Annotated in this window: 17 protein-coding genes; 7 read left to right on the forward strand and 10 right to left on the reverse strand. The window is 69.9% G+C overall.

Annotated features, from left to right (window positions below):
- Window positions 1-253: 253 nt before the first annotated feature.
- Window positions 254-1,105 (forward strand): SDR family NAD(P)-dependent oxidoreductase, encoded by an 852-nt coding sequence (locus ABN273_RS03830; RefSeq protein ID WP_349447210.1) that lies wholly within the window; start codon window positions 254-256, stop codon window positions 1,103-1,105.
- 192 nt (window positions 1,106-1,297) lie between these two features.
- Here the strand turns inward: ABN273_RS03830 and ABN273_RS03835 are convergent, their stop codons facing one another.
- Window positions 1,298-1,840, reverse strand: coding sequence for a hypothetical protein (locus ABN273_RS03835; RefSeq protein WP_349447211.1), 543 nt, complete (start codon window positions 1,838-1,840; stop codon window positions 1,298-1,300).
- On the reverse strand, window positions 1,824-2,015 hold the full coding sequence (locus ABN273_RS03840; RefSeq protein WP_349447212.1) for a hypothetical protein: 192 nt from the start codon (window positions 2,013-2,015) through the stop codon (window positions 1,824-1,826). Before ABN273_RS03840 ends, ABN273_RS03835 begins: the two co-directional genes overlap by 17 nt.
- A 141-nt stretch (window positions 2,016-2,156) precedes the next feature.
- Between ABN273_RS03840 and ABN273_RS03845 the strand changes: the two genes are divergently transcribed.
- Window positions 2,157-2,651, forward strand: a complete 495-nt coding sequence (locus tag ABN273_RS03845) for a DUF2867 domain-containing protein (protein WP_349447213.1) — start codon at window positions 2,157-2,159, stop codon at window positions 2,649-2,651.
- A 290-nt stretch (window positions 2,652-2,941) separates the two neighbouring features.
- Here the strand turns inward: ABN273_RS03845 and ABN273_RS03850 are convergent, their stop codons facing one another.
- A complete protein-coding gene (locus ABN273_RS03850; protein ID WP_349447215.1) occupies window positions 2,942-6,244 on the reverse strand; it encodes an AfsR/SARP family transcriptional regulator in 3,303 nt (1,100 codons plus the stop codon).
- 148 nt (window positions 6,245-6,392) lie between these two features.
- On the opposite strand from ABN273_RS03850, the gene ABN273_RS03855 reads away from it, so the two are divergent.
- A complete protein-coding gene (locus ABN273_RS03855) occupies window positions 6,393-7,157 on the forward strand; it encodes an SDR family oxidoreductase (RefSeq protein ID WP_349447216.1) in 765 nt (254 codons plus the stop codon).
- Complete coding sequence (locus tag ABN273_RS03860) at window positions 7,157-7,588, forward strand: nitroreductase family deazaflavin-dependent oxidoreductase (protein ID WP_349447217.1); 432 nt, start codon at window positions 7,157-7,159, stop codon at window positions 7,586-7,588. Before ABN273_RS03855 ends, ABN273_RS03860 begins: the two co-directional genes overlap by 1 nt.
- A gap of 267 nt (window positions 7,589-7,855) precedes the next feature.
- On the opposite strand, the gene ABN273_RS03865 is transcribed toward ABN273_RS03860, so the two are convergent.
- The gene (locus ABN273_RS03865; protein WP_349447218.1) at window positions 7,856-8,305 is read right to left on the reverse strand and encodes a hypothetical protein; all 450 of its coding nucleotides are present in this window, start codon (window positions 8,303-8,305) and stop codon (window positions 7,856-7,858) included.
- A gap of 155 nt (window positions 8,306-8,460) precedes the next feature.
- On the opposite strand from ABN273_RS03865, the gene ABN273_RS03870 reads away from it, so the two are divergent.
- A complete protein-coding gene (locus ABN273_RS03870) occupies window positions 8,461-11,292 on the forward strand; it encodes an AfsR/SARP family transcriptional regulator (RefSeq protein WP_349447219.1) in 2,832 nt (943 codons plus the stop codon).
- Between the two features lie 101 nt (window positions 11,293-11,393).
- Here the strand turns inward: ABN273_RS03870 and ABN273_RS03875 are convergent, their stop codons facing one another.
- The 5 genes from ABN273_RS03875 to ABN273_RS03895 form a co-directional block, all read right to left on the reverse strand.
- Window positions 11,394-11,882 (reverse strand): phospholipase A2, encoded by a 489-nt coding sequence (locus ABN273_RS03875; RefSeq protein ID WP_349447220.1) that lies wholly within the window; start codon window positions 11,880-11,882, stop codon window positions 11,394-11,396.
- Between the two features lie 276 nt (window positions 11,883-12,158).
- Window positions 12,159-14,162, reverse strand: coding sequence for an AfsR/SARP family transcriptional regulator (locus ABN273_RS03880; RefSeq protein WP_349447221.1), 2,004 nt, complete (start codon window positions 14,160-14,162; stop codon window positions 12,159-12,161).
- A gap of 499 nt (window positions 14,163-14,661) precedes the next feature.
- Window positions 14,662-15,339 (reverse strand): response regulator, encoded by a 678-nt coding sequence (locus ABN273_RS03885; RefSeq protein WP_349447222.1) that lies wholly within the window; start codon window positions 15,337-15,339, stop codon window positions 14,662-14,664.
- Window positions 15,321-16,430, reverse strand: coding sequence for a hypothetical protein (locus tag ABN273_RS03890; protein WP_349447223.1), 1,110 nt, complete (start codon window positions 16,428-16,430; stop codon window positions 15,321-15,323). Before ABN273_RS03890 ends, ABN273_RS03885 begins: the two co-directional genes overlap by 19 nt.
- Window positions 16,423-17,550, reverse strand: coding sequence for a sensor histidine kinase (locus ABN273_RS03895; protein ID WP_349447224.1), 1,128 nt, complete (start codon window positions 17,548-17,550; stop codon window positions 16,423-16,425). Before ABN273_RS03895 ends, ABN273_RS03890 begins: the two co-directional genes overlap by 8 nt.
- 373 nt (window positions 17,551-17,923) lie before the next feature.
- Here ABN273_RS03895 and ABN273_RS03900 point away from each other — a divergent pair, with 373 nt between their 5' ends.
- Window positions 17,924-19,846 carry an exo-alpha-sialidase gene (locus ABN273_RS03900; protein WP_349447225.1) on the forward strand — a complete coding sequence of 641 codons (1,923 nt, stop codon included), beginning with the start codon at window positions 17,924-17,926 and terminating at the stop codon, window positions 19,844-19,846.
- A 48-nt stretch (window positions 19,847-19,894) separates the two neighbouring features.
- On the opposite strand, the gene ABN273_RS03905 is transcribed toward ABN273_RS03900, so the two are convergent.
- On the reverse strand, window positions 19,895-20,341 hold the full coding sequence (locus ABN273_RS03905) for a beta/alpha barrel domain-containing protein (protein WP_349447226.1): 447 nt from the start codon (window positions 20,339-20,341) through the stop codon (window positions 19,895-19,897).
- Between the two features lie 153 nt (window positions 20,342-20,494).
- On the opposite strand from ABN273_RS03905, the gene ABN273_RS03910 reads away from it, so the two are divergent.
- Window positions 20,495-21,184 carry a FadR/GntR family transcriptional regulator gene (locus ABN273_RS03910; RefSeq protein ID WP_349447227.1) on the forward strand — a complete coding sequence of 230 codons (690 nt, stop codon included), beginning with the start codon at window positions 20,495-20,497 and terminating at the stop codon, window positions 21,182-21,184.
- Window positions 21,185-21,309: the final 125 nt, after the last annotated feature.

Here is a 21,309-nt window from a genome sequence, read left to right on the forward strand (position 1 = left end):
ACCTGTCTCCTAGCTGTTGCTCCCAAGGGTGCTCCATGCACCAGACGCCGATTCTCGCCATTGTGTGACACCTGTGACGGGTGGCGTATGTCACATGACCGCGCCGTCACAAAGCCCAGGTCGCCGACGCCTCACGGTCGTCAGGACGCCGCGCGAACGATCCACGCGGCACACGAATCCGCGAGTGATCACCTTGGCCCCGTTGCGTGGTGACCGCCGCACAACCGCACTGCAGAAAGAACGGAAGGACATCATGAGCAAGGTCTGGTTCGTCACCGGTTCGTCGCGCGGCCTCGGCCGCAGCTTCGTCGAGGCGGCCCTGTCGCGCGGCGACCAGGTGGCCGCAGCCGCCAGGAACATCGCAAGCCTTGACGAGCTGGTCGCCGCCTACGGCGACGCGGTGCTTCCCCTCGGGGTGGACGTGGTCGACAAGGCCGCCGTCTTCGACGGGGTGAAGCGGGCCGCAGAGCACTTCGGCCGCCTGGACGTCATTGTGAACAACGCCGGCTACGCCCAGGTCGGCGCGGTCGAGGAGCTGACCGAACAGCAGCTGCGCGACCAGCTGGAGACCAACCTGTTCGGCGCGGTGTGGGTGATCCAGGCTGCCCTGCCGTACCTGCGCGAACAAGGCGCGGGACACATCATCCAGCTTTCCTCGGCCGCCGGGCTCATCGCCATGCCGCTGGGCGGCGCCTATCACGCCTCCAAGTGGGCGCTCGAGGGCCTCAACGAGGCCCTCGCCGCCGAGGTCGCCGACTTCGGCATCAAGGTCACCATCATCGAACCCGGCGGCTTCGCCACCCGCTCCGGCAAGAACCCCGACCCGCTCAACAACGGCCACCTGGCCCGGATGGACCCCGCCTACGACGCACTGCGCCAGCGGCTGGCCGCCATCGCCGGCAAGCAGCCCGCCGGCGACCCCGCCGCCGCGGCCCAGGCACTCCTCAAGCTCGTCGACTCCGACAACCCGCCCCTGCGGATCCTCTTCGGCCAGGGCTTCTACCCGATGATCCAGCAGGCCTACGCCGACCGGCTCAAGACCTGGTCCGACTGGCAGGACCTTTCTGCAGAGGCTCACGGCAACCTCGACCGAGAAGAACGGTGACCCTCCGCCGTGACCGCGCGTTTCGCCGCCACCAGAGCTTCCTGACCACGTGGACGCGTCTCGGGCGATGACGCCGGCCACGTGAACAGGTGTGTTTCGCCACTTAGCGATGAGGAATTCGGATGAAAAGACAGCAACGTCGATCAGTCGCGACGCCCGCCTCCAACAGCTCCGTTACACATGCGGACCTGGTCATCGCAGGGCCCTGCTGCGTAGTGCCCGCAGCATCATGATCCGGATCAGCCCGCTGAACGGGCGAATGAGCGGCCAGTAGCGCGCCATCCCACGGCGGGAGGCCTCATCGGTGCACACGACTCGGGTCTCGGTGGTCACGCGTGTCCGCTCGCTGCCTATCTCCTCAAAGCGCATGCCGACGATGGCCTTGCCGTAGCCCGGGTCGGCGAAGTCCAGGAACTCCTGCCGGCCGGAGACGTCGACGCGGTTGCTGTTCGCCCCGAAGGTCCACCAGGTGCCCACGACGCCCTTCACCTGCTCCACCGGTCGTTCCTCGGCCAGCGGGATGAACGTGTCCGGCAGATCCAGGTGAGCGTGACCGTGGCGCAGCCGCGCGATCACATCGCGCGCCCCGAACAGGAACCGCGCCACCAGCGGCGGGTCTGACAGATCCAGCTGTTGCCACGCGTCCCACACGACCACCCGGGCGGCGGGGATCTCGATGTGGTGGCGCTCGGCGAAGTGGGGCCTTGGAACGAACTGGTCAGCGAGTGTCGTCATCGTCTTCCTCCTCTACAGCCGTCGTGCTCCGTCGCGGCGTCTCCCCGGTCGGTGAACAAGCCCGGTACCCGACATGCGGCCCGCCGGTGAAGCCGAGGCGCCCCTCCAACGCGTACGACACCTTCGACGCCACGTACAGACCCGTCCATGCCATCGCCGCATACGCAATCCTCATGACTCCTCCTCGGCCATCACTGTGCGGCGGCGTCGGAGCGGCGGACCTCCCCCGGCCAGGGGATCCCTCCCCCTCCCGCGGGGGATCTCCGGGAGGCCGTGTCACGGGTAAAAGTTTCAGAGAGCAGTGAATGGAGGATGGATGGACACCGACGTCGCCGCCTTGCGGACGCTGAGCGACACTGGCGACTTCACTGACACGCTCCGGGTACGCGCCTCGGTAGGTCTGCGCACGTTCGTCGCGGGCGCGCTCGGGTGGGCGCCCGGCTGGCTGCGCTTCCTCTACTGGACGCGCGGGGTGTTCGCGCGGATGCTGCGGACGGCCCACCCGGTCGTACGTCCGGGATCGGGCGGCATGCGGCCCGAGGACGTCCCCTTCACGCCGGGCCGGAGGATCGGGTTCTTCTCGGTCGTCGAAGGCGTCGAGGACCACCACCTGTTGCTGGCGGCCAGCGACTCGCACCTGGCCGCCTACCTCGCCATCGTCGCCGACGGGGACGACCGCTACCGCATGGTGACCGTGATCAGGTATCTCCACTGGACCGGCAGGCTGTACTTCCTCGTCATCCGGCCCTTTCACTGGCTCGTGGTACGCGGGATGGCGCGAGCGGGGGCGCGCGGCAGGTGGAATACCTGAGACCCGCGAGCCCACGCCTCGCCCTCTACGGATGGGCGCGTCTGGGTTCAGGCGGGCGCCGGCAGGCTGGGGCGAGGTCGATCGAGCGTTCGTGGTTCCGGCCCTGGACAGGGGAAGGCACGCCGGTATTCGGTGGACGCCACTCCAAGGTGCACGGCGAAATGGTGGCGGAGGTTGTTGGCGCTACCCAGCCCGCTGCCATCCAGGTGGGCTGGCGCCTCTTTGAGACCATGCTCATCGCCCTCGACAAAGACCACCCGATGCACGCTTCGACGTGTCCCGGCGTCCCGTCACGTGCCGAGCAACTCCGCGTCGGTGTCCGGGCCCAGGGCGATGCCTTGCTCGAATTCGGCTTCGAAGCCCGCTTCTCCCAGTGCCGCCCGCAGCGCCGCGGTGATCCGGTCCACGTCACCGCGCTCGGCCATCGGCAGCGGCGCGCCCGCCGAGGCGCGGGCCGCGGACGCCGCACCGAGCAGGCGCGCCGCCCGCGCGGGGTGTCCGGCGAGGGCTCGCGCCCCGGCGAGTCCCTCCAAGGCCAGGGCGATCGCCCGTGGATCGCCGGTGTCCCGGGCCGCGGCCAGCCCTTCCAGGTGCAGCGCCAGTGCCGTATCCGCGTTCCCTCGCAGCTCCGCGAGGAAGCCGAGCTCGGCCAGGATCAGCGCCGCCCCGTACTCCGCGTCGAACTGCCGATTCCACTCCAGCCAGCGGCGCAGATACGACTCCGCTCGGTCGAACTGACCCTGCCGGCGCGCCCCCAGGGCGAGCCCGATCTCGGCGAGCTCCTCGGCCGGCTTGTCTCCCTGCTCAACGGCAATTCGTCGGCCCTGCTCGTGGAACTCCTCGGCCCTGGCGTAGTCGCCGGTCAACAGGGTGATCCTGCCGAGCTCGGACCAGCGCATCGAGGCGTCGGTCCACAGCCCCAGATCCTCGGCCATCCGCAGCCCCTCCCTGTGCAGGCGGGCGGCCTGCGGATAGTCGCCCTCGATCTCCGCGAGCCGCCCCAGCACGGCCGTGGCCTGCAGCTGCCCCCATCGGTCACCGGCCTCGTGAAAGAGCTCGAGACTCTCCTCGGCCTCTCGCCGGGAAGCCTTCAGATCGCCGCACACGTACGTCTGCATGCCCCGGGTGCTGAGCCCCGCGGCGAGTCCCCAGCGGTCGCCGAGCGCACGGGACTCGGTCAGCACCCAGTTCAGTAGCTCCTCGCCTACCGCGAAGTCACCGAACCGGGTGACCGCGAAGCCGAGCAACCAGCCCGCCCTGGTCCGCTCGCGCGGGTCGCGGATGCCCTCGTACACCTCGAGGACGGCGCGGCTGTGGCGCGCCGGTCCGTCCGGGGAGCCGGACAGCAGGCCCATCCCGGTGTGCCACGCTACGGTCCCCGACCGGTCCGGCACCCGGCCGGCGGCGGAGTCCATCGCAGGGTCCACCGCGGGGTCCGCCGCGCCCTCGCCGCGTCCGGGCGGATCCTGCGGCAGGGCGAGGGCCAGGGTGAGGTAGCGCTTGGCCTCGCTGAGGCGGCCACGCAGGAACCAATACCAGGCCATCGCGTGGACAAGCCGCCGCATCAGGCGACCGTCGCCGTCGGCGGCGGCGCTGTCGAGCGCGCTGCGGATATTGGCGGTCTCGGCGTCCAGGCGTCGCAGCCAGTGCTGCTGATCGGCGCCGCGCAGAAAGGAGTCGGCTCGCTCGGCGAACGCCGCGTAGTAGTGCGCGTGGGCGCGCCCTACCCGCTCGTACTCGGTTTCCCGCAGCCGCTCCAGGAGGTACGCCGAGACCGACTCGAGCAACCGGTACCGGGGGCCGTCGGCCTCGTGGGCGACCAGCACGAGGGAACGGTCGACCAGACGGGTCAGCAAGTCCAGGACCTCCGCGGGCTTCACTCCCGCACCGGCGCAGACAGCCTCGGCGGCCTCCAGGGTGCAGCCGTCGGAGTGAACGGCGAGCCGGCGCAGCACCGCCTGCTCGGCTGCGGTGAGCAGTTCCCAGCTCCAGTCGATCATCGCGCGCAGGGTCTGCTGCCGTGCCGGGGCACCCCGATGGCCGCCGGTGAGCAGCCGGAACCGGTCGTCCAGGCGTCTGGCCAGCTCACGCACGCCAAGAACCCGTACCCGGGTCGACGCCAACTCCAGGGCCAGCGGAATCCCGTCGAGCCGGCGACAGATGGAGGCGACCGCCCGGGCGTTGTCGTCGGAGAGGGCGAAGCCGGGCGAGGCCGCGACAGCACGCTCGATGAACAACTGCACCGCGCTCGACGTGCGCAGCACCGCCTGGTCGGCCGAGTCCGCGGGCAGATCGAGCGGGGACACCGGCCACACCTGCTCGCCCGAGATGCTCAGCGGTTCCTGGCTGGTGGCCAGGAACCGTACTCCCGGGGCGTCCCGCAGCAGCGCCTGGGCCAGGTCCGCGGCGGCCTCGATGACGTGCTCGCAGTTGTCCAGGACCAACAGCAGGCGCTGGGTGCGGAGCGCGTCGGACAGGCGGTCGAGCAGTGTGCGCGGCCGCCCGCCCGGCAGCGGGCCAGGACTGGCGTCGTCCCGGACGCCCAGCGTCGCAGCCACCACCTCGGCCAGCTCATCACCCGTGGTGGCGGCACCGGACTCGGTGGAGCAGGCCTGCGCGGCCAGCTCCACCAGCCAGACACCGTCCGCGTAGGAACCGGTCAGGCCGGACGCCACCTCCACCGCCAGTCGTGTCTTACCGACCCCACCGGGCCCCGTCAACGTCACCAGACGGCCTGCCGCGATCAGGGCGCGGACCTGCTCCAACGACTCCGACCGCCCGATCAGGCCGGTGACCGGGGTGGGCAGGTTGGTCTGGCGGCGCGGGGCGGACGCCGGTGCCGGGACGGCCTGCAGGGCCGGGTCCTGCTGCAGGATCTCCCGTTGGAGAGCGGCCAGTTCAGGACCCGGCTCAAGGCCCAGTTCCTCCTCCAGGCGGCGGCGTAGATCCTGGTAGCTGTCCAGGGCCTCGCTCGCCCGGCCCGCGCCGTACAGGGCCCGCATATGGGCCGCGCGCAGCCGTTCCCTGAGCGGGTGGCGGTCCGTCAAATCGCCGAGCTCCCCGGCAAGAAGACCGTGCTCGCCCAGCCCGAGGCGGGCCTCGGCCTGCTCCTCCAAAGCCAGCAGGCGCTGCTCCTCCAAGCGCGCGATGGCCGCGCGCGCGAAATCCTCATCGACGAAGTCGGCGAAGGCGGGGCCGCGCCACAACGACAGCGCCTCGGTGAGCAGGCCGGCACGCTCGCGAGGGTCGGCGGCGGCACGGGCCCGTGTGGTGAGCGCGGTGAACCGGCCTGCGTCCACGGCCTCGTCCGCCACGTCGAGGACGTAGCCGAGGGCCCGATGCACCACCAGGCCCTGCCCCCCGGACCGGGCAAGCACCCGCCGCAGCCGCGACACCAGGGTCTGCAGGGCGCTCGTGGGATTCGCCGGTGGTGCGTCGCCCCACAGTTCGTCCACGAGCCGGTCGGCGGAGACCACCTGGCCCCGAGCCGTCAGCAAAGCCGCGAGCAGTGAGCGCACCTTCGACTCCGGCACCACCACGGGTTCACCGTCCGCCGACCAGACGGCAAGCGGACCCAACACCCCGAAACGCATGGACTCACCGTACGGCCACGTGGTCATTGCCTGGCGTGTCAGCGCACCGCAAGCAGACCGACAGAAGACCGCGAGTCCAGGCCCGCACTCTTTGTGGTGCGCCGATCGGAACCGGCGCACCACACACTGTCTGACCAGGGAGTCACCGATGAGCAAGTTCGCAGACAAGAAGGCCGTCGTCACGGGCGGTACCCACGGAATGGGCCTGGCCATCGTCAAGGCGCTCCTGGACGGCGGGGCCGAGGTCGTCCTCACGGGCCGCAACGAGACGAAGATCGAACAGGCGCGTGGCGAGCTCAAGCCGGACTCCGCGCACGTCGTACGCTCCGACGCGGCGAGCATGGCCGACATCCGCGCCCTCGCCGCCACCGTGCAGGACAAGCTCGGCCGCATCGACTACCTCTTCGTCAACCACGGCATCGCCGAGGTGCAGACGCTCGAGGAGGTCACCGAGGACTCCTGGGACCGGCACTTCGCCGTCAACGCCAAGGGCGCCTTCTTCACCGTGCAGAGCCTGTCACCGCTGATCAACGACGGCGGGGCGATCGTCTTCACCACCGTCGCCAACGACCTGATCTTCCCCGGCCTGAGCGCCTACTCCGGCTCCAAGGAAGCGGTGCGCGCGATCTCCCACGTCCTCGCAGCCGAGCTCCTGCCCCGCAAGATCCGCGTCAACTCCGTCGCCCCCGGCTACATCAAGACCCCGACCATGGGCGTCGCCGGGCTGACCGAGGAAGAACGCCGCGAGTTCGAGCGGCAGGGCAGCGAGACCACTCCGCTCAAGCGCAACGGCACCGTCGAGGAGGTCGCCGCAGCCGCGCTCTTCCTGGCCGCCGACGCGACCTTCACCACCAACGCCGAATTCCCGGTCGACGGTGGGTTCGCCCAGGGCCTCACCGCGGGAGACCACTGATGTGGGACGACGCCGCCGACAGCCCCGACTCCTCGGTCGCCGAGCACGTCCGCCGCTACCTGGCCACGGACGGCCGTGACGGCTACCTGGAAGGAGGGGTGACCAACCTCGTCCTCACCGTCAAGGGCAGGAAGTCGGGCCGGTGGCTGCGCACGGGGCTGTTCTTCGGCGAGGACGACGGCCGCTACGTGCTGGTGGCGTCCGGCTCGGCCATCACCCACACGCACCCCGCGTGGTACCTGAACGTGGTGGCCAACCCGGAGGTCGGCGTGCAGATCCTCGGCGAGCGGTTCACCGCCCGCGCGCGTACCGCCGAAGGCCCGGAGCGAGAGCGGCTCTGGCGCGTGATGACCGAGCTCGCGCCGGTCTACCGGACCTACGAGGCCAGGAGCCGCAGGCAGATCCCCGTGGTCGTCCTGGAGCGCAGCTGACCGAGCCGGCCCGACGGCACCGCGACCCGACGCCACCACGGAGCAACGCAGTAGCCGACCAGTCCGGACGGCGTGCCGGCGACAAGGACGGACCCGTCGCGACACCAGCGTTCGATGCTCCTGCAGCGCTCGCCACCATCGGATCTCGCGACCGAGTCAAGCGTTACGAGGGCCTCCGCATCAACGGGTTACTTTGCGACGGGCCCGACCGGCAATCGCGGTCTGTGGAGCGATGAGGAGGCAGACGCCGAGCACGGCTGATGCACCTCATCGCTCTAACACAGGGCTGCTTGGGCTGGCGCTGTGCGCTTCCAGGGCCTGATCGCGCCTCGTCACGTCGAGAGTTGAACCGCATCGTGCTGCCGTGCGTGTCGCGCCGCCAGGAAGGTCGAAGGTGCGCTCGGCGACGCTCTCGCCATACGTCCCCAGGAACCGGTAGTCCTGCGTGCTCACAATGATCTCGTAGCGCTCCGAGGCTCCCATGTAGACGAACGCGACCCCGTGGCGGCCCGCTGCATCGATCGCGTCCTGCTTGACCGAAACGCCGTGGATCGTGGGCAGCGCCCGGAACAACGCGGCCCGCACGTCGGCGACCAGCGGCTGGTCGCTCAGCAACCGGGAGATCGTCTGGAAGATCTGCTCCTCCCTGGTCGCGTCGGCGTCGTCGAACTCCGTGGCTGGGTTCGCATCGACGCTCGCCCCGATCCTGGCGATCATCTGCTCGGGGGTGACCGGCGCTCTGGCCAGGTCCGCGCCCGTGATGCCAGGGCAGCAGGCGCTATGTCGCGGGTGGGTTCATCACCTGCAGAGCCTCACGCGCGTAACGATCACGACCGATAAACTCCGATCTCTGGCCCACGGAGGGTTGTGCGATGGGACTGAGGATCAAGATCTTGGGTCCGTGGGAGCTGACGGCAGGCGGCGATGTACTGCCGCTGACCGGCAGCCGGCGGATCGGCCTGCTGGCCCGGCTGGCGTTGAGCGCCGGCCAGGTGGTCGCCGCTGACCAGCTCCTCACCGATGTGTGGGGGCAGAGCCGGGCGGCGACGGCGCCGAAGCAGCTCCACATCGTGGTGTCGAAGCTTCGCGAGTTCCTTGCGCCCCGGGCGCTCGACGAGGTCATCGTGACCGCGCCGGGTGGATACTGCCTGGACGTGCCACCTGATCACGTCGATGCTCACCTGTTCATGCGGCTGGTGCGCGAAGCACGTGCCGGCCGGGCCAGAGGAGAGACCGCTACGGCGGACAGGTCGTTCCGGCAGGCTCTGGCCTTGTGGCGGGGAGAGGCTCTGGCGGGCATGTCGGCGGAGTGGGCCCAGATCGAGGCCACCCGCCTGGCGGAGGAACGTCTCACCGCTCTGGAGGATCACGTCGATCTGCGGATGGCGGCGGGCGATCACCACGCGGTCGTACCGGATCTGACCGTCCACATCGAGGCGCACCCGCTGCGGGAGAGGCCGCACGCGCAGCTGATGCTGGCGCTGTATCGCGCTGGACGGTCGTCGGAAGCGCTCGCGGTCTACCAGGAGACTCGCCGCGTCATGATCCAGGAGCTCGGCATCGAGCCGGGTGCCGCGCTGCGCCGGCTCCAGCAGGCGGTGCTCGCTCGCGATCCCGTCCTCGACCTGACCGCTCCGGCGCAGGATGCCACGCTCGGCGACGCCGCCGCCCCGGCCGAGCTGACCGCCGGCACCCGCGCCTTCACCGCCCGCGATGTCGAGCTCGCCTGGCTCGACAAGGCGCTCGCCACCTCGGGGGCAGGCACGCCGGCGATCGTCGCCATCGGTGGTCCCGGCGGGATCGGCAAATCCGCGCTGGCCGTGCACCTCGCGCACGCCGTCGCCGACCGCTATGCCGACGGCGTTCTCTACATCGACCTGCACGGCGCCACCGACGGCCTCCGGCCTCTGTCGCCGCTCGAGGCGCTCGGCCGGCTTCTGCGCTCGCTCGGCCTGGACGGCTCCGCCGTACCGACCACAGTCGACGAGGCCGCGGCCCGCTACCGATCCCTCACCTCGGCGCGGAACGTGCTGCTCATCCTCGACAACGCCCTCGACACCCGCCAGGTCCGCCCGCTCATTCCCGCCGGTTCGGGGTGCGCGGTCGTCATCACGAGCCGGCAGGTTCTCACCTCGGTCGACGGGGCGAGGCATCTGAACCTGCCCGGGCTCGACCCGTCCGAATCCACCGCGCTGCTGGCCCGAATCGCCGGTCCCGAGCGGGTCCACGCCGAGCCGGAGGCCTGCGGGCGGATCGTCCGGCTCTGCGGGGGCCTGCCCCTCGCCCTTCGCATCGCGGCGGCACGTCTGGCCGCCCGCCCCGACTGGACGCTGTCCTACCTCGCCGACAGGCTCGCCGACGCCACCCGACGCCTGGACACGCTGGAGTATGCCGACCTGGTCGTCCGCGCCAGCATCGCCGTCAGTCTCCAGCACCTCCAGGAGGAGCCCTCCGGCCAGGACGCCGCCCACCTGTTCGCCCTGCTCGGCCTCCTCGACACGCCCACCCACACCTCGGCAGCCGCCGCCGCTCTCGCTGATCGGCCCGAGCGCACGGTGGAGGCCGCGCTGGACCGCCTCCTGGATGCCCGGCTGCTCGAATCGGCGGGGCCGGGCCGCTACCGGATGCACGACCTCGTCCGCCTCTACGCCCGCGAACAAGCGGACGACATCGTCCAGGAGAGCGATCGGGTGGCCGCCACCCGCCGCGCGTTGCACCACTACCTCGCCACAGTCAGGACGGCCAGCCTTCTGCTCAACCCCACCCCCCTCGTCAGAAACCTTCGCGCCGACCAGCCGGGCCTTCGCCTGGACACACCGCAGGAGGCGATCGACTGGATCGAGCTGGAGCGCGACAACCTCATCGCCGTCGCCCGGCAGGCCGCCATCCGCACCGACGATCCCGGCATGGTTGAAGGCCTCGCCACCAGTCTCAACGGACCCTTCAGCCACAGAGGCTGGCTTGCTGATCTGGCCGAGATCCATCACCGCGCCCTGCAGGTGGCCGTCCGGACTGGCGACTGGGCGGGCCAAGCCCGCGGGCACAACCAGTTGGGCTGCATCCACAAGAACCAGGGTCGCTTCGAGGTTGCGGTCGAGCAGTTCGAGCGTGCCCTGGTGTGCTGGGATCGAGCAGGTCTGCCCCTGCGTAAGGCGGGCGCCCTCAAAAACCTCGGCTCGACCTACGGCCAGCTGGGGCGGTTCGACGACGCGCTTGCCACCCTGGACGAGGCGGCAGCGACAGCTCGAGCGAGCGGCCTGCGCGACTACGAAGCGAACATCCTCAACGGCCGGGCCGCGGTGCTGATCAGAATGGGCCGGCTGGACGACGCGATCGACGCGGGCCGGAAAAGCGTGGAGATCTGGGCGGAGTTCGACAATCCCCACGGCGAAGGAGCGGCGACCGACACGCTGGCCGATGCCTGCCGACGCGCTGGCAGGCTCGTCGAGGCCGAGGCCGGATACAGGAGGGCGGCCTACCTCAACCACAAGGCCGGTCACCGCGCGGTGGAGGCCGTTTGCCTGTGGGGGCTCGGCGACACCCTGTACGGTCTTGGACGGCAGGAAGAGGCACGGAAGTACTGGCACCAGTCAGCTCGGATTCTGTGTGATGTCCACCTCCTCACCGAGGAGGAGCTGGACGTCCTGCTCGCTCAGGACCTCCCTCAGCCTCCCGACCCCGTCAAGCACTTGGGAACGCGTTGAGACATCGGCCTGCACATATCGCCAGACCCCCACGGAGGTGGCGGACCACCGCGCGCAGATCGGTCCCGGACACGCCGGAACCGATCAGGAACCAGCTGTGACTACCCGAACAGCTTGACCGCGGCGTAGAACTCGTACGCCACGGTCTTGCAGGCGGCCTTCTTCGCGCCGGAGAAACGCCCGTCACACACTCTCTTCATGTCTCCGTGGAATGCCGAGTCCACGCTCTTCTTGTACGTATTCTTCCAGCTGCTCGAACTCGCGATTTTCTTGACGTTTCTGTAGCCGAAGTCGTGCCGGGTGCAGGGAATCAGGAAGAGGGCCTTCCAGGTGTCGGCGTTCTTTATTGCCTTCGGCACCGAGCAGCCGTTGGAACTCCAGTCGAACTTGTAGGCCTTGACGGCCTCGGTGTTCCGGTTCGCGCGGGCCTTAACCCACCTGTCGAAGCTGGACTTGGAGTCCATCGTGAGCTGCACCGCCATCATGAGCTGCTCCGACTTGCTCTTGTCCAGCGCCGTGGCCTGCGCCGGAGCGGCCAGCGCGGCGCTCGCTGCCAGAGCCGCAACGGTAACGGCCAGTGTCTTCTTCATGGTTACTCTTTCCGGTGCCTGGAGGAATGCTGAAAAAAGCGTCGCAGCGCCGCTGGGCTTACCGCAACAGAACATGTCGTGATGGCCGGCGGAACATACCCCGGACATACCGGCTTGCGGAATTCAGGCCGGGTTGAGTCATCCACGGTGGCGGGCCGTGACCAACGTGCGTCCGGGGTTCAGATCACCGGCGTAACCCGGTCGCGGGCATCGTGGCGGTGGCGGGGCCGAATTCGTTGCCGCCCTCGCCGTTCCAGACGTAGAGAGTGCCGTTGGTCATGGCGGCGATGTCGTCATGACCGTACGCGACCCGGCCGTTCGCCTCGCCCGGGGCGGCGAGCCGGCACCGCGCCGATCAGGCGGGTAGCGCACTATGAGACGGTCCGTGCCGGGGTCGATCAGGATGTGTGCGTTCTTGGCTGTGACCAGGTAGTGATGGAACGCGCGACGGGTGGCCGTGATGCGCACGGGTTCGGGCACGTGACGGGCGGCCTGCTCGCGGGCGTAGAGGCGGATCAGATCGTGCATCCGGTAGCGGCCGGGCCCGGCGGATTCGACAAGGCGGGCGTCCAGGAGATGGTTGAGCGCGGCTTCCGCGCGGTGTTCCGGCCAGTCGGTGAGGGCGGACGCGGCAGCCACCGTGTGGGTGGGGGTTTCCAGGAGGCCGAGCAGGAAGAATGCGTGGGCGGCGTCGTGACCTGCAGGCTCTTTTGGAAGGTGCTGGAGGCTGACCGCGATGCTGTCCCGCATCGACAGGTCGGCGTGTTCGAGGGCATCGAGGCGTCGGCCCGGGTTGGCGAGCTGATCGGCCAGATGGGACAGCGTGCGATCGGGGCGAGCAGCCAGGCGTGCCGCCGAGATGCGGAGCGCGAGGGGAAGGCCGTTACATTGTCGTACGATCTGGCGTGCCGCTTCCGGCTCGGCACAGACTCGGCCGGGATCCACGAGGCGGGCGAACAGCGCGGCCGCGTCGGCGTGGTCGAGCCCAGTCAGATGCAGATGCCTCGGCATGTCGAGTGCGGCCATGATCTCGCGGCTGGTGATGATGACCGCGCACGCGGGCCCGGCGGGAATGAGCGGCCGGACCTGGCTCGCGTCGAACGCGTCATCGAGGATGACCAGGAGGTTGCGCGTCGAGGTAAGGGAACGGTACCGGGCGGCGGCCTCGTCCAGGGTGGGCGGTATGGCAGTGCCGTCGAGCCCGAGTGAGCGTAGCAGCCGGCTCAGAGCCTCGACCGGCGACAGCGGCTGGGACCCGGCAGTGGCGGCGCGCAGATCGACGTAGAGAACGCCGTCAGTGAAGTGATCGGCGATGGCGTGCGCGGCGTGGACGGCCAGCGCGGATTTGCCGATCCCACCGGGGCCATGTATCGCAACGACGGCTGTCGATCCGCGCACGGTGTCGGTGAGCGTCTCGTGCAGCCAGGCGATTTCGGTGGCGCGCGCGGTGAACGTCCGGGTGTCGGCGGGGAGTTCGGCCGGGATGACGGGCTTGGTGAGCGTGGTTCGCTGCACCGGGGAGGTGAGGTCGAGTGCGGGATCTCGCCGGAGCACCGCCTGCTGCAGCCGACGCAACGCCGCTCCTGGTTCGATGCCCAGCTCATCGACCATGACGCGGCGAGTCTCCTGGTACACCGCGAGGGCTTCCGACGATCGGGAGGCCCGGTACAGCGCCAGCATCAGCTGGGCGCGAGGGCGTTCCCGAAGGGGGTGGGCCTCGGCGTGGGCCGTGAGCGCCGGCACCACCGCGTGATGATCACCGACCGCCAGGCGGAGGTCGACATGGTCTTCCAGTGCGGTCAGGTGCTCCTCTTCCAGGCGGGCGGACTCGATCTGGGCCCATGAGGCGGTCAGGTCGGCCAGCGCTTTACCCCGCCACAGAGCCAGAGCCCGCTGGAACAGTGCGTCCGCCCTCGCGATCTCGCCCTGGGCCCGCGCGGCACGTGCCTGACGGGCCAGGAGCGTGAACAGGTGGGCGTCGATGCGCTCGCACGCGAGATTCAGCTGGTAGCCGCCGGAGACGGTCGCGATGATGTCGTCGCCTTGGTGCGGTGAGAGTACGCCGCGAAGCTTCGACACCACGATGTGCAGTTGTTTGCCTGCCGTCGTCGCTGTGCTCTGTCCCCATACTTGGGTGACGAGTTCCTCCACGGGAACCGGCTGCCCAACGCTCAATGCCAGCCTGGTCAGGACCCCGACCCGCCGTTCACCGGCTACCTTCACCGGCTCACCGTTCACCGTGGCCTCCCATGGCCCCAGGAATTTGATCTCCAGTCCCACCTGGGCTCTCCCTGTCCTCTCGGATAGCCGACGCGAAGGGGAAGGAGACATCTGCTGGTAGGCGCTGGACAGCAGGCTCGTACCGAAGGCTCTCCTGCCCGGTGACTCGACGCAGGGCGCGAACACCTCAAGCGCCACGATCCTCGATCCCGTCGTGCTGTCCACAGCGGCTGGATGGACGGCTCAGGCTGGAACGGCGTCATCGCCCGGCGGCGGCGCTGTCTCCCACCAACGCTGCCACCGCCCCTGTCGAGGTGCCAGTGCCCGTCTCGGCGTTCGACATCGACCAGAACTAGTCGATCACTTCACACACGAATGCCCACTTGTGCGAGCAATCGTGAACGCGCCCGTCGCGAAGATCAACGGCAAGGCAGGAACCTTCCCCCATTACTTTCACATCAATCCCTGCTGCCTCGTCGCAGAGGGTATCCGCACGGCTGCGCCGCGTCTGATCGCCACTCTACGAAGGCACCGGGCGCGCCGGTGTCCGGTGAACGCCCTACATCGGGGCCACCGTTTGGTTGAGCTCGGCGAGCGTGATGAGTCCGTCGTCGAGCGCGCGGCTGACGAGCTCGCTCTTGGTGCGGGCGGCCCGCCCGACGTTGGCGTACTTCACCCGCACCCGCGCGATATAGGTGTCGACGGTCTTGACCGTGATGTTGAGCTTCGCGGCGACGAGTTCCTTGGACGAGGACACGAACCACGCCCGCAGCACCTCGGTCTCGCGCTGGGACAGGCGCGGCCGGCCCGGATCGTCATTGGCGATGAGCGCCCCGGACAGCGACGGCGCGGTGTAGGGCTCACCCCGCGCGGCCGCCCGGACGGCGGGCACCAGGTGCTCGGGCCCCTCACGCTTGGTCAGATAGGCGAGGGCGCCGAGGTCGATGCATTTGATCGCGGTCGTGTCGTCGGTGTGCTGGGAGTACACGATCAAGCGCCGGCCGTTGTCGACCAGCCTGCGAAGCTCGCCGAAGTCCGGCCGGCGCGGCACCAGCTCCAGATCGAAGATCACCACGTCGGCGAGGGCGCCGGGTCCGGTCCAGACGTCAGCGAGCCGGTCTCCGGCGTCGATGAGTTCGATCGGTGGCACGGCCTGGGAGCACCACAGGCGCACACCTGCGGCGATGGCCGCATGATCGTCCACGATCACCGCAGTGATCAGCTCGTCCGCTGCCATCGGGCCTCCACCCAGACTGTGTCGTCGTTGTTCAACGCCTCGACCTGCACGCCAGGTGTGGCCGGGCTCGGCATGTCCAGCTCACCGCAGTCCGCGACCACGCTCACCGACACCAGGTCAGCACTGCCGATGACGGTGACCCGCGCCCGGGAGACGGTGGTGGCGAGGACTATGAGCACCGCCTCGGTGAGGTCGCGCCGAACGGCAAGGGGTGGCTCGGGCCACTGGCCGCGTGTGTCCAGTTCCACGACGACGCCCTTGCGGTCCGCCACGTCGATGCAGTGGCGCAGCTCGTGCAGCAGCGGATTCGCGACATTGTCCACCTCGGCGAACAGTCTGCGCATCCGGGCCGCCTCGATGGCACAGTGCCGTTGGACCACCGGGTCCTCGGGACGCAACGAGCCGTCGGCGAGCCCCTCCAGGAGCGGGACCGTGGTGGCCGACAGCTCCACGAACCGCTGTTGCCTGCGGCGGTGGGACTCCACGGCGACGGCCTCGGCGATGCGCACCTGCTCGATCTCCCTCCGGGAGTTCGCCGCCGCCGCGCTGAGACGAAGCAGAACGGCCGCCACCACGGCCAGGCACAGCGGAAAGCCGATCACGGACACCGAGCCGGTGGCGAACCTGGCCAGCGCCCCCCGGCTGAGGTTGTCGAACAGCACCAGGTGGAGCAGGGCAACGAGCTCGTGGGCCAGCAAGAACGACGCCGCCGCCCGCAACGGACGGTCGAGCAGCACGACGACGCCCACCCAGTTGGCCGCGCCGAAAATCCAGTCCACGCCCGTCGACGTGCGCCCGTCCGGCAGGGCCGCGTACGACAGCACGGACGCGCCGAGCACGACGGCGATGGCGGGCCCACGCAGCCGGCCCCACGAACGCCCCCGGACGAGCAGCACGGCCTCGCCGACGAGCACGGCCCCCAGTGCCGCGAAGGCGGCCAGCTGCGTACGCGGTGACTCATGGACATCCAGGTGACCGAGCAGATTGGCCAGTCCGAGCCCGAACACGGTCGCCATGGCGACGAGCGACGTCGCGATCCGCAGGCCGTGCCGTAACTGCGCGCGCGTCACCTCCTCGACGGCGTCAGTCATGGCCGGCTCGCCATTCCAGCCGTACGAGAGTGCCCTCTCCCTCGGCGGAGGTGATCGTGACGGTACCGCCGACGCGGCTCATCCTGCCGCGCACGGATTCGCGTATGCCGCGCCGGGTGGCCGGCACGTCCGTCGGCGAAAATCCCTTCCCCTGGTCGGCGATGTCAAGTCGCAGTGTCCGCGCGTCCCCGCGCAGCCGGACGGTCGCGCGTGTCGTGCTCGCGTGGCGGCGTACGTTGGTGAGGGCTTCCCGTGCCGCGTCGGCGATCGCCCTGGCGACGTCGAACGGAAGCCGCAGCTGCTCGGGGGCGTCGAACTCCACGGTCAGATGCGTGGCGTCGAGGTCGGCGCGCAGCAGGTCGACGAGGTCGGCATACTGCGGTGCCGGCCCGCTGTCGGAGCGCAGCCTGTCCAGATCGCGGCGCGCCTGCGGTGCCAGCCAGTCCGCGTCCGAACGCACCTGACCGACGCCGACCATCAGCAGCGTCGTCGCCGCAGTGTCGTGTAACGCGTTGGCGAGCTCGCGTTCCTCCGCACGGGCTGCCGCGGCCACCAGCGACTCGCTGCGCACCCGTACGGCCTCGGCCGCCATTCGGTCGGCCCGTTCCGCGGCGCGCTGGACGAGCGCCCAAGCCGCTCTGGACAGCGCGGCCGCCGGGATCGCCCACGCCGTCCCTCTGATCAAGCTCGCGTCCACGTCCACCGCTCCCGCCGCGGTGAGGAGGCCCACCGCCCCGCCCCCGGCCGCCAGCGCCGCCGCGCCGCCCGCCAGCGGCGATGTGTGCCATTGGCACGTCACGCAGGCGAACGTGAGCAGAAGCCGCAGCCACCCGGTGTTCCTGTCCTCGACGGCGTCGGTCCAGAAGACACTCGCGAACAGCCCAAGCAGGACGACCACGTCCAGAGCCACCGGCAGGCTTCCCCGGCCGGCGCGCAGCCACCACGCGTATCCGCAGGTCCAGGCGGCCGCGACACCGACCATGTACGCGGTGGCCGTAAAGTGCCCAGGAGCGGCGCGGAACAGGGCGATCCCGCAGATCGGAAGCAACGTCGCCAGACGCACTGCGGCCGCATACCGGCGGCCGAAGCGCACCAGCAGCCGCGCCGCTTCCCCAGCCATCCGTCACCTCTCAGCTCACCGACCTCGCCGTGACGCAGCCTAACGAGTTGTCCTGTCCATCCGCGGATGGCGGTGATCGCCGCATGGCTGACGTGCCATGACAGACCAGAGCAGGAGCAAGAGGGCGCCGAGCACTCACTGTTCGAAAGGCTCGCCGGCCTTGCCAGTGGACGCAGTGGCGGCCGATTCCACGGCACCGGCCGGGGAGCATGCCGCGCGGGGCCGGGTTGTCCCAGCCGAGCATCGGACACGCCGCTACAAGCCGGACAACACATACACCCTCTGGTGAAACGTCTACTTCACTATTTATTAACATCCCACGTTGGACGTAGGATGTCCCATCGTAATCTTCTCCTGCAGGAAGGGCGAGGACATGCACGATGGTCATCCCCCGGAGGGCCGTACCGGGCGCCGCTCCCGGCACCGCCGGGCGGGCGCCGTAATGGTGCTCGCCGGCTTACTCGTGAGCGCGTTCGGCGCGCCGGCGACCGCGGTGACGGCGGAAACCCACGAGGCCGGCGCGACCGCCGACACCGCACCGTTCGTGGACGAGCAGGTGCTCTACAAGCAGGGCGACTTCGGATACGGCTGCTTCCGGATCCCCGCCGTGGTGCGGGCCACCAACGGCATGCTCCTGGCGTTCGCCGAAGGGCGGGTGAAGGACTGCGGCGACGACGAGGACATCGACCTCGTGCTGCGCCGTTCCGCCGACGGCGGGCGGACCTGGGGACCACTGCAGGTGATCTCGGAGGGCAACGGCACGACCCACGGCAACCCGGTGCCGATCGTCGACGAGCGTACCGGGCGGGTCGTGGTGGTGAGCACCCACAACGGCGCGGAACCGTGCCCGAACGGCTGTGACCGCGACCCCTGGGTGCAGTTCAGTGACGACCATGGGGCGACCTGGTCGGCCGCCAGGGAGATGACCGAGGGCAAGCGTCCGGAGTGGAACTTCTGGTACGCCACCGGCCCGGTGCACGGCATCCAGCTCAAGCACGGCCCGCACGCCGGCCGACTGGTCGTCGGGGCGAGTTTCGAGAGCTGGGACCGGGTCGGCAAGCACGTCTACGGCACGCACCTGCTCTACAGCGACGACAGCGGGGTCACCTGGAACATCGGCGCCGAGACGTCCCGCGACGACGGCACGGTCATCGCCCAGGAGGTCACCGTCGTCGAGCTCACCGACGGGCGGATCTACGCCTCGGCTCGCGAGCGCGGCACCGACGAAGGGAACCGGGCGTACGCGACCAGCAGCGACAGCGGCGAGACGTGGGACGCTCCGTTCCGCACCATGCCGGCGCTGGCGACGACCGACGTCCAGGCGTCGCTGCTGCGGTTCAGCGAAGGGCGCATCCTCTTCTCCTCGCCGATGCACCCGGGTGCCCGGGAAGCGATGGGGATCCGGTCGTCCTACGACGAGGGACGCCGCTTCGAGACCTGGGACGAGGGCAAGGTCTTCTACTGGGGGCCGTCGGCGTACTCGGACATGGTGCGGCTGGACGGCGACGAGGCGGCCCTGATGTACGAGGCCGGCAACATCACGCCGTACGAGCAGATCCGGTTCGCGCGGTTCAACGAGGCGTACTTGGAGACGCCGAACGGCACCCCGCCAGGCATCCCCGGACCCCCGGCGCCCGGCCCGACGACGCCGGACGGTTCGCCGTACCGCAACCTGGCGTATGTCCGCGGCGGCGCCCAGACCACCGACGGGCGCTTCGGCAACGGGCTGGCCCTGGACCGGGTGGACGACCGGGTGGAGGTGCCGTTCAACGACTCCATCGACCTCGGCGCGAAGGACTTCACGCTGACCTCCTGGATCCGGTACTCGGAGCAGGCCGGCGCGCACGCGATCATGTGGTTCCACCGGGTGAACCGGGGCACCAACCCGCCGGCGCTGTGGCTGCGGGCCGAACCGGCCAGCAACCGCATCCGGGCGGTCCTCTCCGTCGGCCGGTTCAACGTGACCGTACAGTCGCCGAGCGCGTACAACGACGGGCAGTGGCATTTCGTGGTGCTCCAGCGGGTGCGCGGCGAGCTCCGGCTCCTGGTGGACGGCGTACAGGTCTCGGCGGCGGCGGCGCCGGCCGGATCGCTGACCCTCGGCAAGGAGTTCGGGCTCGAGGGCATCCACATCGGACAGCGGATGGACGGTGTGGACCGCTTCCGCGGGACGCTGGACGAGGTACGCGTCTACCGGCGTGCCGTCACCGACGCCGAGCTGGACCTGATCCGACAGTGGAACGCCCCGATCGGCGGGCGGCTCGGGCTGCGTCTGCCGTTCGATCACGTCAGCTAAGGGGACACGAGCCGCTTGGCGATGGCGCTCGCGGGGTCGCGGCGGGCGTCATCGCCATGGCAGTTGTGCCCGAGCGGCGATATTCGAGTAGGAGCCGGCGGCACCGTGCCGCCGTCCGGTCGCCAGGTCATGGCCGGGGACGAAGACGGCGAGGCCGGCCGCGTGGCGCACGAGCGGCACCGGGTCGGCGGCGGCCGCGACGCGGGCCAGGAAGCGCACCACCTCGCCGCGCGACAGCGGCAACCAGTCCGGCAGCGTCACCTGGATCGCACCGGGCCGGAGCGCCCGCGCGCGGCCCACCCGGGCCAGGCAGGTCTGCGCGCTCATGTGACCGGCACCGATCTGGAACGGCAGCCGGTGCGGTTCGCACCGCTCGGCCAGCAGCGCGTTGACGCGGTCGTACTCGTCCTCGCCGAGCGCGTGGAACTCGCCCGCGGTACCGTGCGCGTACAGGCCGTCAAGCCCACGACGACCCGCTATCCGATTGGAAAACATAGGACATCCTACGTCTTGAGGTACGGCGAACAAGCCACGTCCCTCCGATGGCCCATCGGTGTCGTCGGCGTAAAATCTCCTGCCCCGCCTGGCCCGCCGGGACCGAGAGGTGGGATGTTATGAGGCAAGGTCTTCGACGACCCTGGAGGCAGCATGCGTACGCGTGACGGGGGCGCGTCGCTTCAGGAGCGCATCGTCGCCCTGATCCACGAGCGCGGGCTGGCCCCCGGGTCACCGATGCCGACAGAAGTGCAATTGATGGAGCTGCTCGGGGCGAGCCGCAACAGCGTCCGCGAGGCCGTGCGGGCCCTGCAGGCGTTGGGCATCGTCGAGATCCGGCATGGTCATGGCACGTTCGTCGGGCACGCGTCGCTCGACGCACTGACCCCGTCGTTTGCCTTCCGGGTACGTTCGGGGCCGGGCGGGATCCGCGCGCTGCACGATCTGGTCGAGGTCCGCGAACTGCTTGAGACCGGGCTGATCGGCCAGGTCGCCCAGAGCACCAGCGCCCCCCGGCTCGCCGCGTTGGAAGCCCTGGCCAATGGCATGGATCGGGACCCGGAAGCCGATCGGGCGTTCCACGCGCTGCTGTACGAGTCGTGCGGCAACGAACTGGTGCTGCAGCTGATCGGCCTGTTCTGGGACGTCTACCACGAGGTCGAGCCGACGCTCGGCCCGCCGGAGGAGCGGACCGCGGAGATCACCGTCAACCACCGCCGGATCGTGGCGGCGCTTCGCGCCCGGGACGCCGAGGCCGCCCGGGAGGCGATGCGGCTGCACTTCCGCGACGTCAAGGCGCGCATCGCGCGGGCGGAGGACCGGCCGGTACCCGCGCCGACCTGACCGGGTCACCCGCCAACGGGGCAGACGAAACTGATCTTGAGGCAGTAATCTGCCCTCGCATCGTTTGCCTGGCTCCTGGGGGAGGCCACTCTCCCCGCGAGGCGGTCGACGTCCCCTGTAGACGC

The organism is Nonomuraea sp. B19D2 (assembly GCF_040137845.1).
Taxonomy (GTDB): Bacteria; Actinomycetota; Actinomycetes; order Streptosporangiales; family Streptosporangiaceae; genus Nonomuraea.

What these genes read in the sequence shown, in the direction of transcription:
- ABN273_RS03895 (WP_349447224.1), bottom strand. Translation starts at nt 17,550, where the DNA reads ATGGCTGGGGAAGCGGCGCGGCTGCTGGTGCGCTTCGGCCGCCGGTAT.
- ABN273_RS03845 (WP_349447213.1), top strand. Translation starts at nt 2,157, where the DNA reads ATGGACACCGACGTCGCCGCCTTGCGGACGCTGAGCGACACTGGCGAC.
- ABN273_RS03865 (WP_349447218.1), bottom strand. Translation starts at nt 8,305, where the DNA reads ATGATCGCCAGGATCGGGGCGAGCGTCGATGCGAACCCAGCCACGGAG.
- ABN273_RS03890 (WP_349447223.1), bottom strand. Translation starts at nt 16,430, where the DNA reads ATGACTGACGCCGTCGAGGAGGTGACGCGCGCGCAGTTACGGCACGGC.
- ABN273_RS03905 (WP_349447226.1), bottom strand. Translation starts at nt 20,341, where the DNA reads ATGTTTTCCAATCGGATAGCGGGTCGTCGTGGGCTTGACGGCCTGTAC.
- ABN273_RS03870 (WP_349447219.1), top strand. Translation starts at nt 8,461, where the DNA reads ATGGGACTGAGGATCAAGATCTTGGGTCCGTGGGAGCTGACGGCAGGC.
- ABN273_RS03900 (WP_349447225.1), top strand. Translation starts at nt 17,924, where the DNA reads ATGCACGATGGTCATCCCCCGGAGGGCCGTACCGGGCGCCGCTCCCGG.
- ABN273_RS03835 (WP_349447211.1), bottom strand. Translation starts at nt 1,840, where the DNA reads ATGACGACACTCGCTGACCAGTTCGTTCCAAGGCCCCACTTCGCCGAG.
- ABN273_RS03830 (WP_349447210.1), top strand. Translation starts at nt 254, where the DNA reads ATGAGCAAGGTCTGGTTCGTCACCGGTTCGTCGCGCGGCCTCGGCCGC.
- ABN273_RS03840 (WP_349447212.1), bottom strand. Translation starts at nt 2,015, where the DNA reads ATGAGGATTGCGTATGCGGCGATGGCATGGACGGGTCTGTACGTGGCG.
- ABN273_RS03875 (WP_349447220.1), bottom strand. Translation starts at nt 11,882, where the DNA reads ATGAAGAAGACACTGGCCGTTACCGTTGCGGCTCTGGCAGCGAGCGCC.
- ABN273_RS03855 (WP_349447216.1), top strand. Translation starts at nt 6,393, where the DNA reads ATGAGCAAGTTCGCAGACAAGAAGGCCGTCGTCACGGGCGGTACCCAC.
- ABN273_RS03860 (WP_349447217.1), top strand. Translation starts at nt 7,157, where the DNA reads ATGTGGGACGACGCCGCCGACAGCCCCGACTCCTCGGTCGCCGAGCAC.
- ABN273_RS03885 (WP_349447222.1), bottom strand. Translation starts at nt 15,339, where the DNA reads ATGGCAGCGGACGAGCTGATCACTGCGGTGATCGTGGACGATCATGCG.
- ABN273_RS03850 (WP_349447215.1), bottom strand. Translation starts at nt 6,244, where the DNA reads ATGCGTTTCGGGGTGTTGGGTCCGCTTGCCGTCTGGTCGGCGGACGGT.
- ABN273_RS03910 (WP_349447227.1), top strand. Translation starts at nt 20,495, where the DNA reads ATGCGTACGCGTGACGGGGGCGCGTCGCTTCAGGAGCGCATCGTCGCC.